Source organism: Pseudomonas sp. Z003-0.4C(8344-21), from assembly GCF_900104975.1.
Taxonomy (GTDB): domain Bacteria; phylum Pseudomonadota; class Gammaproteobacteria; order Pseudomonadales; family Pseudomonadaceae; genus Aquipseudomonas; species Aquipseudomonas granadensis.
On sequence record NZ_LT629756.1, the window covers coordinates 5,309,455 to 5,323,235 of the forward strand.

General features: G+C 58.3%; 13 protein-coding genes. 6 read left to right on the plus strand and 7 right to left on the minus strand.

The window, feature by feature from the left end:
* Positions 1-110: 110 nt before the first annotated feature.
* Both BLU24_RS24010 and BLU24_RS24015 read right to left on the minus strand, forming a co-directional pair.
* Positions 111-1,478 (minus strand): DUF1329 domain-containing protein, encoded by a 1,368-nt coding sequence (locus BLU24_RS24010; protein ID WP_093104620.1) that lies wholly within the window; start codon positions 1,476-1,478, stop codon positions 111-113.
* A 23-nt stretch (positions 1,479-1,501) separates the two neighbouring features.
* Entirely contained in the window at positions 1,502-3,295 is a 1,794-nt protein-coding gene (locus BLU24_RS24015) for a DUF1302 domain-containing protein (RefSeq protein WP_090281821.1), read from the minus strand.
* 701 nt (positions 3,296-3,996) lie between these two features.
* Here BLU24_RS24015 and BLU24_RS24020 point away from each other — a divergent pair.
* Together BLU24_RS24020 and BLU24_RS24025 are read left to right on the plus strand one after the other, a co-directional pair.
* Complete coding sequence (locus BLU24_RS24020) at positions 3,997-6,147, plus strand: S-type pyocin domain-containing protein (protein WP_093104621.1); 2,151 nt, start codon at positions 3,997-3,999, stop codon at positions 6,145-6,147.
* Positions 6,144-6,404 (plus strand): hypothetical protein, encoded by a 261-nt coding sequence (locus tag BLU24_RS24025; protein ID WP_093104622.1) that lies wholly within the window; start codon positions 6,144-6,146, stop codon positions 6,402-6,404. The genes BLU24_RS24020 and BLU24_RS24025 overlap by 4 nt, the downstream gene beginning before the upstream one ends.
* A 170-nt stretch (positions 6,405-6,574) precedes the next feature.
* On the opposite strand, the gene BLU24_RS24030 is transcribed toward BLU24_RS24025, so the two are convergent.
* From BLU24_RS24030 to BLU24_RS24045, 4 genes are all read right to left on the minus strand, one after another.
* On the minus strand, positions 6,575-7,486 hold the full coding sequence (locus BLU24_RS24030; protein WP_093104623.1) for an SDR family oxidoreductase: 912 nt from the start codon (positions 7,484-7,486) through the stop codon (positions 6,575-6,577).
* A gap of 158 nt (positions 7,487-7,644) precedes the next feature.
* Entirely contained in the window at positions 7,645-8,547 is a 903-nt protein-coding gene (locus BLU24_RS24035; protein ID WP_093104624.1) for an alpha/beta fold hydrolase, read from the minus strand.
* On the minus strand, positions 8,547-9,329 hold the full coding sequence (locus tag BLU24_RS24040; protein WP_093106934.1) for a class II aldolase/adducin family protein: 783 nt from the start codon (positions 9,327-9,329) through the stop codon (positions 8,547-8,549). Before BLU24_RS24040 ends, BLU24_RS24035 begins: the two co-directional genes overlap by 1 nt.
* A 130-nt stretch (positions 9,330-9,459) precedes the next feature.
* Positions 9,460-9,915, minus strand: a complete 456-nt coding sequence (locus BLU24_RS24045; protein WP_093104626.1) for a flavodoxin — start codon at positions 9,913-9,915, stop codon at positions 9,460-9,462.
* Positions 9,916-10,069: 154 nt separating this feature from the next.
* Between BLU24_RS24045 and BLU24_RS24050 the strand changes: the two genes are divergently transcribed.
* Positions 10,070-10,528, plus strand: coding sequence for a PAS domain-containing protein (locus BLU24_RS24050; protein WP_093104629.1), 459 nt, complete (start codon positions 10,070-10,072; stop codon positions 10,526-10,528).
* A gap of 72 nt (positions 10,529-10,600) precedes the next feature.
* Positions 10,601-11,206, plus strand: a complete 606-nt coding sequence (locus BLU24_RS24055) for a hypothetical protein (protein WP_093104630.1) — start codon at positions 10,601-10,603, stop codon at positions 11,204-11,206.
* Here the strand turns inward: BLU24_RS24055 and BLU24_RS24060 are convergent, their stop codons facing one another.
* Positions 11,207-12,166 (minus strand): MerR family transcriptional regulator, encoded by a 960-nt coding sequence (locus BLU24_RS24060; RefSeq protein ID WP_090281812.1) that lies wholly within the window; start codon positions 12,164-12,166, stop codon positions 11,207-11,209. It abuts the gene before it with no gap.
* Between the two features lie 212 nt (positions 12,167-12,378).
* Between BLU24_RS24060 and BLU24_RS24065 the strand changes: the two genes are divergently transcribed.
* Together BLU24_RS24065 and folM are read left to right on the plus strand one after the other, a co-directional pair.
* Positions 12,379-12,948 carry an antibiotic biosynthesis monooxygenase gene (locus BLU24_RS24065; protein WP_093104631.1) on the plus strand — a complete coding sequence of 190 codons (570 nt, stop codon included), beginning with the start codon at positions 12,379-12,381 and terminating at the stop codon, positions 12,946-12,948.
* 111 nt (positions 12,949-13,059) lie between these two features.
* On the plus strand, positions 13,060-13,770 hold the full coding sequence (gene folM, locus BLU24_RS24070) for a dihydromonapterin reductase (protein WP_093104633.1): 711 nt from the start codon (positions 13,060-13,062) through the stop codon (positions 13,768-13,770).
* Positions 13,771-13,781: the final 11 nt, after the last annotated feature.

Genomic DNA, 13,781 nt, shown 5'->3' on the forward strand with positions numbered 1-13,781 from the left:
ACCCTAGTCCTCTCCCCGGCACTTGTTGATAAACATTCAGCGCGCTGATTGACGGCCATAAAAAAGGCGACCGTGCGGTCGCCTTTTGTACTGCCCAGGTATCCAAACCGTTACCGTACGCCCTCGGCGCGCAAGGCCGATGGTGTGTAGTCGGCAGCCTTGGCTTCGAAGCCGAACTCGAAACTGTGCTTCTCTTCGTTCTTCATCCCCAGCGCGATGTAGCGGCCGGCAATGATGTCGTAGAGCGCTTCGAGGGTGTACGCCTGGGTCTGGTGATCGTAGTAATACTGCGAGTGGCCCTCGGCAACGCGCCACAGTTGCCCGCGACCATCGTAGTGATCGGCCAGCGCGACCTGCCAGCTGTCTTCATCGATGTACATGTGGCGTTTGGCGTAGATGTGGCGTTCGTTCGGCTTGACCGTGCCGATCACTTCCCAGACCCGGTGCAATTCATAACGGGTGAGGTCCTGATTGATGTGGCCCGCCTTGACGATGTCGTCGTACTTGAGTTTTGGCGAGTCGAGCTTGTAGCTGTTGTACGGGATATACATTTCCTTCTTGCCGACCAGTTTCCAGTCATAGCGATCCGGCGCGCCGGAAAACATGTCGAAGTTGTCCGAAGTACGCAGACCATCGGCGGCCGTACCCGGGCCGTCATAGGCCACTTGCGGGGCGCGTCGGACGCGGCGTTGTCCGGCGTTGTAAATCCAGGCCAGACGCGGCTCCTTCACCTGATCGAGAGTTTCATGCACCAGCAGCACGTTACCGGCCAGACGGGCCGGCGCGGTGACCGATTGCTTGAAAAAGGTCAGCACGTTGGCGGCTTTTTCCGGATCGAGTTCCTTCATCAACTGCGGCACCGCCACCTCTTCTTCGAAGCGGATCGGCGTGTAGCTGCCGTTGGTCTGCGGCGTAACCTGGGTGATGATCCGCCGCAGGTTGCCGCCGTGATAGCGGGTGATGTGGTTCCACAGAACCTCGACACCGTTTTTCGGAATCGGGAAGGCGTAGTAGCGATTACCGGTGAAATTCGCCAGGCCGTTGCCGTCGTTGATCGAGGTCACGTTCAACGCGCTGCGCTTGGCCGATTCGTAGATCTCCGCCGGCGCGCCCACCGTGCGATGCGTCGGGTAGACCGGGATCTTGTAGGTTTCCGGGTAGCGCTTGAACATCGCTACCTGACCGTCGGACAGCTTGCTCTTGTACTGATCGACGTTGGCCGCGGTGATGGTGAACAGCGGCTTTTCGCTGGCGAACGGGTCAGCGAGGAAACCCTTGCTGTCCACCGCACCGGCATTCTTTGGAATACCGCCGGTCCAGGCCGGGATCGAACCATCGGCGTTGCCCGCCTTCTCAGCGCCGAGCGGGGTCAGGCTGGTGCCAAGTTTGTTCGCTTCATCCGGCGACACCGCCGCCATCACATTGGCCGCCAGCAGACTCAGGGCCAGCACGCCACATTGCAGAATCATTTTGCGCATTGCATTCATCCTTCTCGGGCAGATCAGAAGTTCACACCGAAGCTCAAAGCGACGAAGTCACGGTCCTCAAGCACGTTGTAGTCACCACCGAAGAAGTCGGTGTAACTGAGGCTCGCGGTGTAGGTGTTGCGGTAGTCGGCATCGACACCGACGCTGATCGCTTTCGCGCCTTCATTGAACAGGCCGTTGGGGCCATAACCGGCGACGTCATGCGACCACGACAGGTTGGGTTTGAAGTTGACTCCGCCGATCACGTTGGCGTAATCGAGAATGGCCCGGGCGCGATAGCCCCACGAGGTCGAGGTCACGAACCCGTCGGTGTCGCCACCGAAGCCGTATTGCCCGTACACCGAATCGCGGCCGTAACGCAGGTCGCTACGCGACTCCAGCCCACCGACGTGCACCACCGCCGCTTCGCCGACCACAGTCAGACGTTCGGCGCCCAGGACCTGATCGAAGAAGTGCGTCAGCGTGCTCTGCACCTGCGTGACTTCCTTGCGGCGATAGCCCTTGTTGTCGGCGCCCGGCGAGGTCGCGAGTGGCGAAGCGGTGCCGCCGGCAATCGGGTTGACCAGCGCCAGCGTCAGGTCGTTGGTGTTGACCTGCACCGGGGCGTTGGGCCGGTAGCTGATCTCGCCAGTCCATGCGGTACCGGTAGGCAGCGTGGTGGAAAAACTTGCACCATAGAGCCGAATGTCTTCGGGATATTCGAGGTAATACTGGCCGCGTCCGAGCATCACGCTTTGCGCCAGCCCCGCACCGCTGCCAGGGGCCAGACGGTTGGCAATGCCGACCATGCCGGGCAATGCCGCCAGCGTCGACAGCCCTGCGGTGGTGGTACCGACGGTCGGCGTGCGGCTGTGGTAATTCATGAAGTAGAGGCCGTATTCGGTGTCTTCGCCGAGCCAGCGCAGCGCCGTGCCCCACTGCCCGGAATCGCGCGCATCACGATCGCCACCACGGGGAATGACCACACCCTCGCGGGTGACCTGAATGCCCTGGCCGAACGCGGTGGTCAGCGGCACCAGTGGCGCCACTGCCGGGCTGCCGACGGTGTAGCCGTTATTGCAGCCATCTGCCGCGACGTCCACACCGAAGAAGGTGCCGCAGTTGTCGAGAACGGTCTGGTCCCACTCCAGTTGATAAAAGCCTTCAACCGAGAGTTTGTCGGTCAGGCTCTGCGAGCCAAACAGCATGTTGACTGGAATCAGACCTTCCTTGATCTCCGCACCGGGGCGGCGAAACGCCGAGACGTCGATCGGGTTGATGCTGTTGATCGAATTGCCGATGAAAGTACTTTCACCCCAGCTCACGACTTGCTTGCCTGCGCGCACGGTGCCAGGCAGATTGGCGATGGCGTAGTTGTGATACACGAAGGCATCGAGAATCTGCGCGCCGGAGGACTTGGCGCCTTCCTTGCGGCCGCTGTCGCTGATCTGTTTGAACTCGCGGTCCTCATCCTTGAGTTCGAAGTCGTACCAGTACTTGCCGCGCACGAACACGCCGGTATCGCCGTACTTGAGCTCGAGGTCGTGAATGCCTTTGAAGATCTTCGAGAAGGTCTCGCCTTTCTTGAAGTTCAAGCGTCCGTCATCACCGGTCGAGGATTGCCCGGTGCCGCCGTTTACCGTACCGACCAGCGAGTCGTCGGCATTGCGCAACCCCCAGCTCGCGCCGATCGACAGGGACGAGTCGAACGTGCCTTCGATTTCGCCGATGTTGAATGCAACCGCTTGCGCCTGGGCGCAGCAACCCAAAGCTACCGCGGCAGCCAGCGCCTGCGGTGTGAAGATGGCGCGCATTGTTGTTTTTGTCATGCGTCTTCCCCGGTGAGTGACAGAAGGCCCCACCCTACTGCCGCGCAACCGCGTCGATAAGCGCACCAAGGAGGTATTCGCGTTGTCGCTCGAAAGGATGAATGCCCTCGCACCGCGGGGCGTTGCGCCGTTCATGGACCGGCTGGATGAATGATCATCAGCGCTACGCATGGTGCCGTTCAGCGCACGACACTGTTACATGCTCCGCAACAGTGCATGTCCGGAATCGGTATTTTTCCTACAGACCCAACGCCGTATTCTGAGTGCGCTTTCACGGGATCTCCGCAAAGCATGAAGCCTTGGCCTTTGAGCAATTCGGGCCATGGCAGACAGATTTCAGATCAATCGAAGGTTTCGTTTGATCAACCCGCTGTTCACTGACGTTGATTTGTAGCTCCTTGATCCAACGTCTTGCCTTGGCCGCTGCGTTTGCAGCGGCCTTTTTTATGCCTGTAAGAAAAAGACGTTGCACTGAAAGACGATGCCCAACGCATTGTCAGAAATTTCCATATCTCAAATGGAAAATGACCGGCGACCCCAATTCGCGATCAACTTTCATACTTATCAAATCGCAATTAACTACAACCTAACCAGAATCAAGCCAACCCGCATTGCTGTAACTTAAGCCAAGCAAATAATTGTGTGCGCCAAGGACTAATGCGCCGATAACATTGATTACCTTATTCAAAAAGGATGTGAATATGGCAAAACCTCCGACATGGGAATGGACAGTAGATGAAGGCGTTCATATAAGGGGCGTCGCTCCAGACAATGTACCTGTCCTGATCCCGTCCGGTTCAAGCAGAATTCCCTCCGGCAGCGGTATGTTCGGGCCAAACCAGAACATTCTGATGACCGCCCAGGCCATACAGTCAAATATCCAGGTTCTGGAATACGAATATAAAATCCGCACGAATCAATTACCGCAAACCATCGAACAGGAATTGACAACCCTGCAGCAGGAGGGAGCCAATCATTATTTGCCGCCGACGCAAGCGGTAATTCGCGAACTTGAAGTGCGCGACAGACTCATAGCGCGCAAGACCGCGGAACTTCAGCAGAAAACAGTCCTGGCCAATCAGTTTTTCGGCAGCGACCCAGCCAATAAGACACTGCTGCAGTTTTACCAGAGAGCTTCGCTGATCGAGCCGCTCGTCAAACCCTATGGCGTAGCCATGCACGCCTGGACCGAGTCCTATCGAGCGGCTCATGAGATCAGGCTGTTGTCTCAGGCCATCGACATTCTCAGTGTGCAGAAAACCAACTACTACACCTGGCTTGCCGCCTCCCAGGCCAACGATCGGGAGCTGGCCAGACAGACCGCCGAACGTACCCGGATCGCCGCCGAGCAACATCGCCAGCAAGCCCTTGCCGAAAAGGCCCGACGCGAGCGGGAGGAGGCGCGAGTTCATGAGCAGCAACGCCTCGTTGCCTTGGCCGAAAAACATCGTCAGGAAGCTGAACACGCGCGCCTTGCTGCAGAAAAGGCACGAATCGAAGCTGAAGCTCGAGAGCGGGAAAGAGCCCGGATCGAGGCGCTTAAGGTGACGCTGGCTGAGGCCGAGGCTCAAGAAAAAGAACGCCTGGCGGCACTGGAAAACGCGTTGACTCAAGCGCAAGCAGCGGCAGAGGCCGCCGAACAGGACCGGCTTCAAGCTGAGCGGCAGCAACGGGGCGAGGAGCCGCATCCCTCTGAGTTTCAACGGGTTTACCCGGCGTCGGGAGCCGTGGCGTCTTCCAGCCCTGCCTTTTCCTTCGCATCGACGGCTATCGTTCTGGCGCCCTCTACCTCCTCAGCGATACTGGCCGCACTGCGAGCGGCGCTGCCGACGCTGGCAGCGGCTGGCGCCGGGCTGATTACCCCGGCACTGATCGGCTTCGCAGCACTGTTGGCGCCGTCCCGCCTGGGCAACGGCGAACGCTTTTCCGTGAGCGTTCCCTTGGCCGAACTTTCAGCGCAATCCCCACAGACGTTGCGAGAGCTGGCAGACCGCCGAGGCATGTTGAACCTGCCCGTCGGTTTGGGCGTAAGGCCGCTGGGTGAAGTGGCGGAAGTATTTGTCGCCACGACCGACGATTTCCACATTCGCTCGGACGTGCCGGTTTTACAGGCAACGTATGACCTGCTCAATGACGTTTATGAAACCGCGCTGCCAGATTCGCCTACGGATTTCCTGACTTGGACACCGGCCATTTCACCGGGGAAAACCTCAACCGAATCGCCTGCGGTGAACATCGAACCACCCGACTATTCCGGCGCAACCATCGTTGCGGTCGCAGGCCGACTGGATCTGAATCCGATTCTGGTTGAAGGCTGGGATCGATTCATCATCGTGTTTCCCGCTGACTCGGGGATTGCGCCGCTTTACGTGGTGATTAGCAGTCCTTATGCAGGAGCCACCACCAAGGGTAAACACAGCGGGCGTGATTTCAACCCTGATCAAGTCGGAGGTGAAATTCTAAGTTTGCAGTGGGCGTCAGCCAACATTTCAACGAAAGGAACAGATATCGTGAAGCTACATATTTCGAAATTCACACAATCGGATGCCAATGACGTAATGCTTAGTCGTCTCGAACGAATTGCTCGTGGCGAACTCGAGGCTACGGACACCGACAAACGTTTCTATACTCACGAACTAAGAGAGTTTGAACGATTCAAAGCTTTAGGCTTTAGCGACACCCAGAGTCCAGATGCCGGTTCTCCGATCTGGAATAACGTTCATACCGCTACTCTGGAAGATTTCCAACTGAAAGATGACCATACACTTCTTTATACTTCCGAAGCTCTCACTGCCGCAGCGCAGCAGGTGGACCGTGAGTATCAAAAACTTCTCGGGGAGATGTGGCAATGAGCACCTTCGAGATGATTGTCAAAAACGAAACCCTTGACGATATCGTCACTGTGTTTGCTCTGATACAAGCAACACCACATCTGGATATGATGATAAGAATTTACAATCGCGAACTCCTCGAAGAGTATGGTGCGCTTGAAGATGCCTATGCGCGACTCATCAATGCCGGCGTGCTGGCTAATGGTAAACATGGGCTCGCAGTGAAAGGGCCAAACTGGAAGCCACCGGCGTACATGACAGAAAGAAGATACCTCTGAAGTCAGGCACTGCACGTTTTTCCAACCGACAGGGAGCCTAAGGATGCATGTCGGCTTTGGCGGAAGGTCGCTCAGTGCCGTTATTATTTCTTCGAAAGCCAGCGATCAAGGCCACCAAGCGCAAGCTTGGCGGCCTTATTACCTATTCCATCCGCGATTCATCCTCCGTCTTACAGAGAATACTTCTGCAAATTCGCCATCATCTCTTTCAACGCTTCAATATTGTCCTGCGGATGCGCCGCCCCTTCGAAATCGCAGATCTGCTGCCAGTGCGCTGCCACATCTTCCGGTGAAAACCCTACCCGCGGATCAAACCCGGCACCGAGGCTGCGCTCCCAGCGCACCTTGCCCATCCAGCCGCCACCGACCTCGAACAACCCGGAGGTTTCCTGGCATTGCTCGCTGGCCAGGTACACCACCAACGGGCTGACCAGTTCCGGTTTGAGTTGCTCGAAGACTTGCGGAGGGATCAGGCCTTCGGTCATGCGCGTGCCGCCGGTCGGGGCGATCGCGTTGACGAGGATGTTGGTCTTGCGCCCTTCAATGGCCAGGGTGCGGGTCAAACCATAGAGACCCAGTTTGGCCATGCCGTAGTTGGATTGGCCGAAGTTGCCGTAGATGCCGGACGTCGAGGCGGTGAAGATCACGCGGCCGTAGTTTTGCTCGCGCAAGTGGGGCCACGCAGCGCGGGTAACTTTATAGGCGCCTTCGACGTGAACGCGGTAAACCAGGTCCCAGTCGGCGTCGTCCATCTTGTGAAAGGTCTTGTCGCGCAGGATACCGGCGTTGTTGACCACCACATCGACGCGGCCAAAGGCATCGAGGGCGTTCTGCACCAGTTTGTCGCCATCGGTGACCGAGTCGTGGTTGGCTTCGGCGATGCCGCCGGCCGCGCGGATCTCCGCGACGACACGATCAGCGGCGGAGGCATTGGCGCCCTCGCCTTGTGTCGAGCCGCCCAGATCGTTGACCAGCACTTTCGCGCCCTGCCTGGCGAACAGCAATGCGTGAGCGCGTCCCAGGCCACCACCGGCCCCGGTGACGATTACGACTTTATCTTCGAAACGCACAGACTCATTCATCGCGGCAACTCCAACAGGCCAATGGAACATTGACCGGGAGTGTCAGGCACAGCGCTTTGGGTCACAACGAATACGACTGCGGCTGAATGGTGCGCGATAAGGCTGGGGGATGATGAAAGGCCTTGGGCCAGCGAGAGGCTGCATGCCTCCCGGCCCGATCAGGAATACGCGACCTTGCGCGGCGGCAGTACCAGACGCTCGCGAAATTCCAGGTAATGCTTGAGCACCTGCACCGGCGCTTCGGTCTGCGGGTAATGACCAATCCCCGGCAACAGCACGGTGTCGGCATTCGGAATCAGTTCGCGGTAACGCGCGACCATGTGTGCTCCGGAAATCGGATCGAACTCACCATCGATCACCCGTAACGGAATCTCGTCGCGCTGCATCGCAGTGACCCAGCGATCACGCTGCACCCGTCGTTCGGGAATGTAGTTGATCAGTTTGTGCATGATCCGTGGCCCGTGATTGCTCTCGACCAAGCTCCAGAAATCATCCAGTTCACTTTCGCTCGGGCCGGTCTTCGGGCCGAAAATCTGCCGAAAACTTTTAACCAGCGCATCACGGCTGAACGCGCGGCCGATCATCCAGCCCAGCGGGCTGAGCAGCAGTTTCTGCATGAACACCGGACGATGGGTTTCGGGGAACAAACCGCCATTGAGGAACACGCAACTGGCGACGTCGATGCGCCCTTCGTAATGCCGCGCCAGCAATTCCTGGGCAACGCTGTCGCCGTAGTCATGGGCAAAAATGTGCAGCGGTTGTTCAGCCTGCACATGCGCGAGCAACGCCTGCTGCAGATCGGCCTGTTCCAGCAGGCTGTAGGTGTGCTTGAGCGGTTTTGCCGAATCGCCGAAACCGAGCATGTCGCAGGCGATCACACGATAGCGCTGGGCCAATGGCTGCCAGAGGTAATGCCAGTCCCAACTGGCGGTCGGGAAACCGTGGATCAGCAACAACGGCTCACCCTGCCCCGCTGTCCAGTAGCGAATCGGCTGACCGCGAAAAACAAAGGTCCGGCTGCGCTTGCGCCAGATACACAGAGGGATCTCGGCGAGTGGCATCAGAGTTTATATCCGGGGTCTTGTTGATCGAGTTTGCGCAGCAGCGCCGGCCAGGCCAGCGCGCCGCCCATGCCTTGGGCGCTTTTGGTAACGCCGACGATCATCGCTTTGGCACCCGCCAGAATCTGCGGCTCGATGGCGATCAGTTCAGCGCCGCCGGTTTGCGCCATCACCTGAATATCGCAGGCACGCTGGAAGGTGAACATCATCAGAAAGGTATCGGCAATGGTGCCGCCGCAGGTCAGCAGGCCGTGGTTGTGCAACATGAGGAAATTGCTGTCACCGAGATCGGCCTGCAAGCGCGCCTTCTCTTCGTGATTCAGCGCCACGCCTTCGTAGGCGTGATAAGCCAGGCTCGACAGCACGAACAGCGATTGCTGGCTGATCGGTAACACGCCCTGCTTTTGCGCGGACACCGCGACACCGGAAGCGGTGTGGGTGTGCAGCACACACACCACATCGTGGCGCACTTCATGCACTGCGCTGTGGATGGTGTAACCGGCCGGATTGATTTCGTAGGGGCTGGCCATGAGTTTGTTGCCGGCCTGGTCGACTTTCACCAGGCTCGAGGCCGTAATCTCATGAAACATCAGTCCGAACGGGTTGATCAGGAAGTCTTCGGTGCCGGGGACTTTGGCGGAGATGTGCGTGAAGATCAGGTCGTCCCAGCCATGCATTGCAACCAGCCGATAGCAGGCGGCAAGGTCGACACGGGCCTGCCATTCGGCGGCGCTGACCTGGCTTTTGACATCAAGGGACGATGGGACGGGGGCTACGCTCACTGTATGCACCTCTGCGTTCTTGTTGTTCTGCACGTATGCGCAGTCTAGTCAGACGCAGGTGTTCGCGTAGTTGCATTGGCAGCCAGCTTGATGACTGATCGAGTCAGCCATGCAAGCTGTCAGGATCCGCTCAGCCCTTGAGCGCTTCGATGAACTGCGCCAGCCACGGCTCGGCATCGGATTCCGGGGTGACGCTTTCGCTGGCGTCGATCCGTAACATTTCTTGCACCTCGTTTACGCCCAGCTCAGCAAACAACTCACGCATCTGTTCCCCGCCGCCGCAGAACGTATCGCCGTAACTGGCGTCGCCCAACGCGATCACAGCGCCCGGCAACCCGCGCCAGGCTGCCGGCAACTGGTCACGAAGGGTCGAATATAGCGGTTGCAGGTTTTCCGGCAGCTCGCCCATGCCGGTGGTCGAGGTGACGGCAAGAAATGCTTGCGGGCCGAATGTCTCAATGTCAGCAAGCGTGGCGCGCGAGTTATAGAAGGTTTCAAAACCGGCGGCTTTCAACAGGTTCTGGGCGTGACGGGCGACTTCTTCGGCGGTGCCGTAGACCGAACCGGAGAGGATGGCGACTTTCATCAATCTGATCCTGAAAACTGAAAATGAGGTCGGCGATAGTAACAGTCCGTCGCGCAAGGCTGCGATTGAATCTCAACTGGCGTTAATGGCCAGTAGACAGCCGCCAAGGTTCTTCTAGAATGCCAAACGCCAACTAATTATAAGGAATTCAGGGATGATCAATGCCAGTCTGCTGCAAATGGTGATCAACGCTTCCAACGATGGAATCGTCGTAGCGGAAAAGGAAGGCGAGCAGGACAACATTCTCATTTACGTCAATCCGGCGTTCGAACGTCTGACCGGCTATACCAGCGAAGAGATTCTCTATCAGGACTGCCGCTTTCTCCAGGCTGGTGACCGTGACCAGGAGAGTCTGAGTCTGATTCGTGACGTTCTGCGGGACGGTGGATCGTGTCGGGAGATCCTGCGTAACTATCGCAAGGACGGCACGCCATTCTGGAACGAACTGTCGCTATCGACAGTGAAGAATGCCGACGATGGCCAGACCTACTTCGTCGGTGTGCAGAAAGACGTGACCGTCCAGGTCAAGGCTCAGCAACGCGTGGCGCAACTGGAAGCCCAGGTTGCCGCCTTGCAGGCGGAACTGAATGCTTTGAAAGCGACCAACGGTTAAAACAAAACCGCGAACCGATGGTCATTAACTACAATCACCAATGACTTTGTAATTATATCTTTCGAGTTAGCCATGCAGCGCGACGCCCTTCTCACTCAGGATGAGCTGGATTTCATCCAGAAGATGCAGCACAACCCGCAACTGAACGTGCGGGATGCAACGTCGAGTCTGCTGGTTAACGGCGGTTCGCAGATCCGCGATCTGCTCACGCGGCTGGCCGCTCATGAGCAAGTGACCATCCAGGCCAACTTCGAAAACCAGCAAATGACCTTCCCGTTGCATCTGGTCGAAGACGAATTCCACGCGCTGCATCTGCGCCTCGGCGTCCCGAGCATCTACGAAGACGGCCCATCGGTAAGGCCATGGCGACTGGTGCTGGAAGAGCCGGTAGCGCTGGAAAACGCCAAAGGACAGCCGGGGACGTTGTGGGTACACGAGGTGTCGCACAAAGGTGTGTTGCTGGAAGTGCGCAACAAGACCAAGCCACCCAAGCATTTCGCGTTGTGGTTCAGCCCTTCCGGATACGAGCGGATTTCACTGCGCGGGCATTTCGAACGGGAAACCGAAAACGGTTTTTATGCCTATGAACTGAGTCAGACCGACAGCGACGAAACCGAACGTCTGCGCCAGTTCATTCTGCAGCAACATCGCCTGACTCACCCTGCCCTGCATACCTGATCAGGTATCCAGATTTCCCGCTAGAAATTGCATCATGCGTTGACGCATGTTCGTGCCTTCATTACCCAGACAGGCAACCGAAGATCCGGCCAGACTGTCCTCCGCCAGATCCGCTGCATCCCCGGCCAGCATCAATTGGCAATCAAGACCCAACGCCAGGCGATTCAGACGCCGCGGCAAATCGGTGGTGGGCGCATGGTTGGAAAACAGCACCAGCGCATCGGGTCTGACCTTTTCGCAGACCAGCGTCAGTTCATCGAACGGCTGGCCGGTGGTCAACACCCGAACCCCGGAATTGTTGCCGCTGAGAAACAGCGCCGCCACCAGCAGTTCCAGCTCACGGCATTGCCCGGCCAGCGCGCTGACGATCACCCGCCGCGGTTGCGCGCCGCGCAGCATGACAATCCGTTGCAGCACCCGCGCGCGCAGGAATCCGTCGTAGAACAGCCACTCGCTGGTTTGCCCGAACGCGTCCTGACGTTGCAGCATGTGCCGCCACAACGGCATCAGGATGTCCTGGAACGCCACCGCCAAGGCATAAGAAGAGAAGATCTGCCCATAGACCCGATCCAGTTGCTGGTCATCGAATGCACTGACTGCCTGCTGGATCTGTTCCTGCCATTGCCGGTAATCAGCCTGAACCAGATCGTCAGGAATGATATGCGCCAGGGCTTTCAGCGGTTCGGTCTTGGCGAGAATCTTGCCGACCTTGCTGACCGCGACGCCGCGATCGATCCAGTCGACGATGCTGCGTACACGCTCGATTTCGCTCATCGAGTAGAGCCGATGCCCGCTTTCGGTGCGTGTCGGCTGGATCAAGCCATAGCGCCGTTCCCAGGCGCGCAAGGTTACCGGGTTCACGCCAGTGAGCCGGGCGACTTCACGAATGGGGAACAGCTCGGCGCGTTGCAGCGCCTCTGATACCTGCGAAGCAGGGTTTGCGTCCGTGATCACAGGCATAGAACACTTAACTTCCATGTCAGAAATTTGGATCCCATTCTAACGCTTATCCGCCGATCGCGTTCAAGTAGGCAAATGCGACGAATGTTGCTGGTTTAATCGGGAAAAACCGGAATAATCCTCGCTTGATGAAAAGCGCAGCCCTCTACCCCGGCGCTGCGTCAGGCGAACCTCCTACCCGGAGCGACGCAATTGAAATATGGAGATACAAAATGTCTACTTCCCCCGTCACGCTGATGGTTGCCCGTCGCGTCGCCGACGGCCGTTATCAGGACCTGATGGTCTGGCTGCGCGAAGGCGAGCAACTGGCCACGGATTTTCCCGGTTACCTGGGTTCCGGCGTACTTGCTCCGCCGCCCGGCGATAATGAGTTCCAGATCATCTTCCGCTTTGTCGATGAGCAAACCCTGCACGCCTGGGAACATTCGGCATCGCGTACCGCGTGGCTGAGCCGTGGCAGCGAGCTGTTCGCCCACCCCAAGGAACATCGGGTCAGCGGTATCGAAGGCTGGTTCGGCACTGCAGGACAACGTCCGCCGCGCTGGAAGCAGGCCGTGGCGATCTGGCTGGCGTTTTTCCCGGTGTCACTGATTTTCAACTTTTTGCTTGGCCCACTGCTGGGCGAAGTTAGCTTGCTGCCACGGGTGCTGATCAGCACCGCGTGCCTGACGCCATTGATGGTGTACCTGTTCATTCCGCTGTCGACGCGTTTGCTGGCGAACTGGTTGAACAGCACGCCGGCGCGACGGTTGCCGGCGACACCCTCTACGCAACATCACTGATTCTTTTGTGAGAGCGAGCCTGCTCGCTCACAGGTCTTGGTCTTTGCGGTAATAGGTGTGCGGCTGCGCTCGCTGTTATAGTTTTTGCTTTCCCAGCGTTGCGAGCCGTTCATGCCTGATTCCGCCGCCCCGATTCTCATCACTGGCGCCGCACAACGTGTCGGTCTGCATTGCGCGCAGCGTTTGCTTGAAGACGGTCATCGGGTCATTTTCACCTACCGCACTGAACGCCCCGGCGTACAGACCTTGCGCGATCTGGGCGCCATCGGCCTGTTTGCGGATTTCGCCACTGAGGCCGGGATTCTGGCGTTCATCGGCGAACTGAAAAGCCATACCGACAGCCTGCGCGCGATCGTGCACAACGCCTCCGAATGGCTCGCCGAAACGCCTGGCAGCGAGACCGAAGCTTTCACACGCACGATCAATCTGCACATGCTCGCGCCGTATCTGATCAATCTGCACTGCGCCTATCTGCTGCAACGCTCAACGCCCGCCGACATTGTCCACATCAGCGACGATGTCACCCGCGAAGGCAGCAGCAAGCACATTGGTTACTGCGCGAGCAAAGCCGGGCTCGACAGCCTGACCCTGTCTTTCGCGGCGCGCTATGCGCCGGCCATCAAGGTCAACGGCATCGCCCCGGCCCTGCTATTGTTCAATCCCGACGACAACGCGGCGTACCGCGCCAAGGCGCTGGCCAAATCGGCGCTGGGCATCGAGCCCGGCAGCGAAGTGATCTACCAGAGCCTGCGCTATCTGCTCGACAACCCCTATGTCACCGGTACGACCCTGACCGTCAACGGCGGACGGCACCTTAAATAAGCCGGATCGCG

Excerpts from the sequence above, each read along its gene's own strand:
- BLU24_RS24065 (WP_093104631.1), top strand. The coding sequence starts at position 12,379 with ATGTCTACTTCCCCCGTCACGCTGATGGTTGCCCGTCGCGTCGCCGAC.
- BLU24_RS24010 (WP_093104620.1), bottom strand. The coding sequence starts at position 1,478 with ATGCGCAAAATGATTCTGCAATGTGGCGTGCTGGCCCTGAGTCTGCTG.
- BLU24_RS24060 (WP_090281812.1), bottom strand. The coding sequence starts at position 12,166 with ATGCCTGTGATCACGGACGCAAACCCTGCTTCGCAGGTATCAGAGGCG.
- BLU24_RS24020 (WP_093104621.1), top strand. The coding sequence starts at position 3,997 with ATGGCAAAACCTCCGACATGGGAATGGACAGTAGATGAAGGCGTTCAT.
- BLU24_RS24030 (WP_093104623.1), bottom strand. The coding sequence starts at position 7,486 with ATGAATGAGTCTGTGCGTTTCGAAGATAAAGTCGTAATCGTCACCGGG.
- BLU24_RS24055 (WP_093104630.1), top strand. The coding sequence starts at position 10,601 with ATGCAGCGCGACGCCCTTCTCACTCAGGATGAGCTGGATTTCATCCAG.
- BLU24_RS24050 (WP_093104629.1), top strand. The coding sequence starts at position 10,070 with ATGATCAATGCCAGTCTGCTGCAAATGGTGATCAACGCTTCCAACGAT.
- folM (WP_093104633.1), top strand. The coding sequence starts at position 13,060 with ATGCCTGATTCCGCCGCCCCGATTCTCATCACTGGCGCCGCACAACGT.
- BLU24_RS24015 (WP_090281821.1), bottom strand. The coding sequence starts at position 3,295 with ATGACAAAAACAACAATGCGCGCCATCTTCACACCGCAGGCGCTGGCT.
- BLU24_RS24035 (WP_093104624.1), bottom strand. The coding sequence starts at position 8,547 with ATGCCACTCGCCGAGATCCCTCTGTGTATCTGGCGCAAGCGCAGCCGG.
- BLU24_RS24025 (WP_093104622.1), top strand. The coding sequence starts at position 6,144 with ATGAGCACCTTCGAGATGATTGTCAAAAACGAAACCCTTGACGATATC.
- BLU24_RS24045 (WP_093104626.1), bottom strand. The coding sequence starts at position 9,915 with ATGAAAGTCGCCATCCTCTCCGGTTCGGTCTACGGCACCGCCGAAGAA.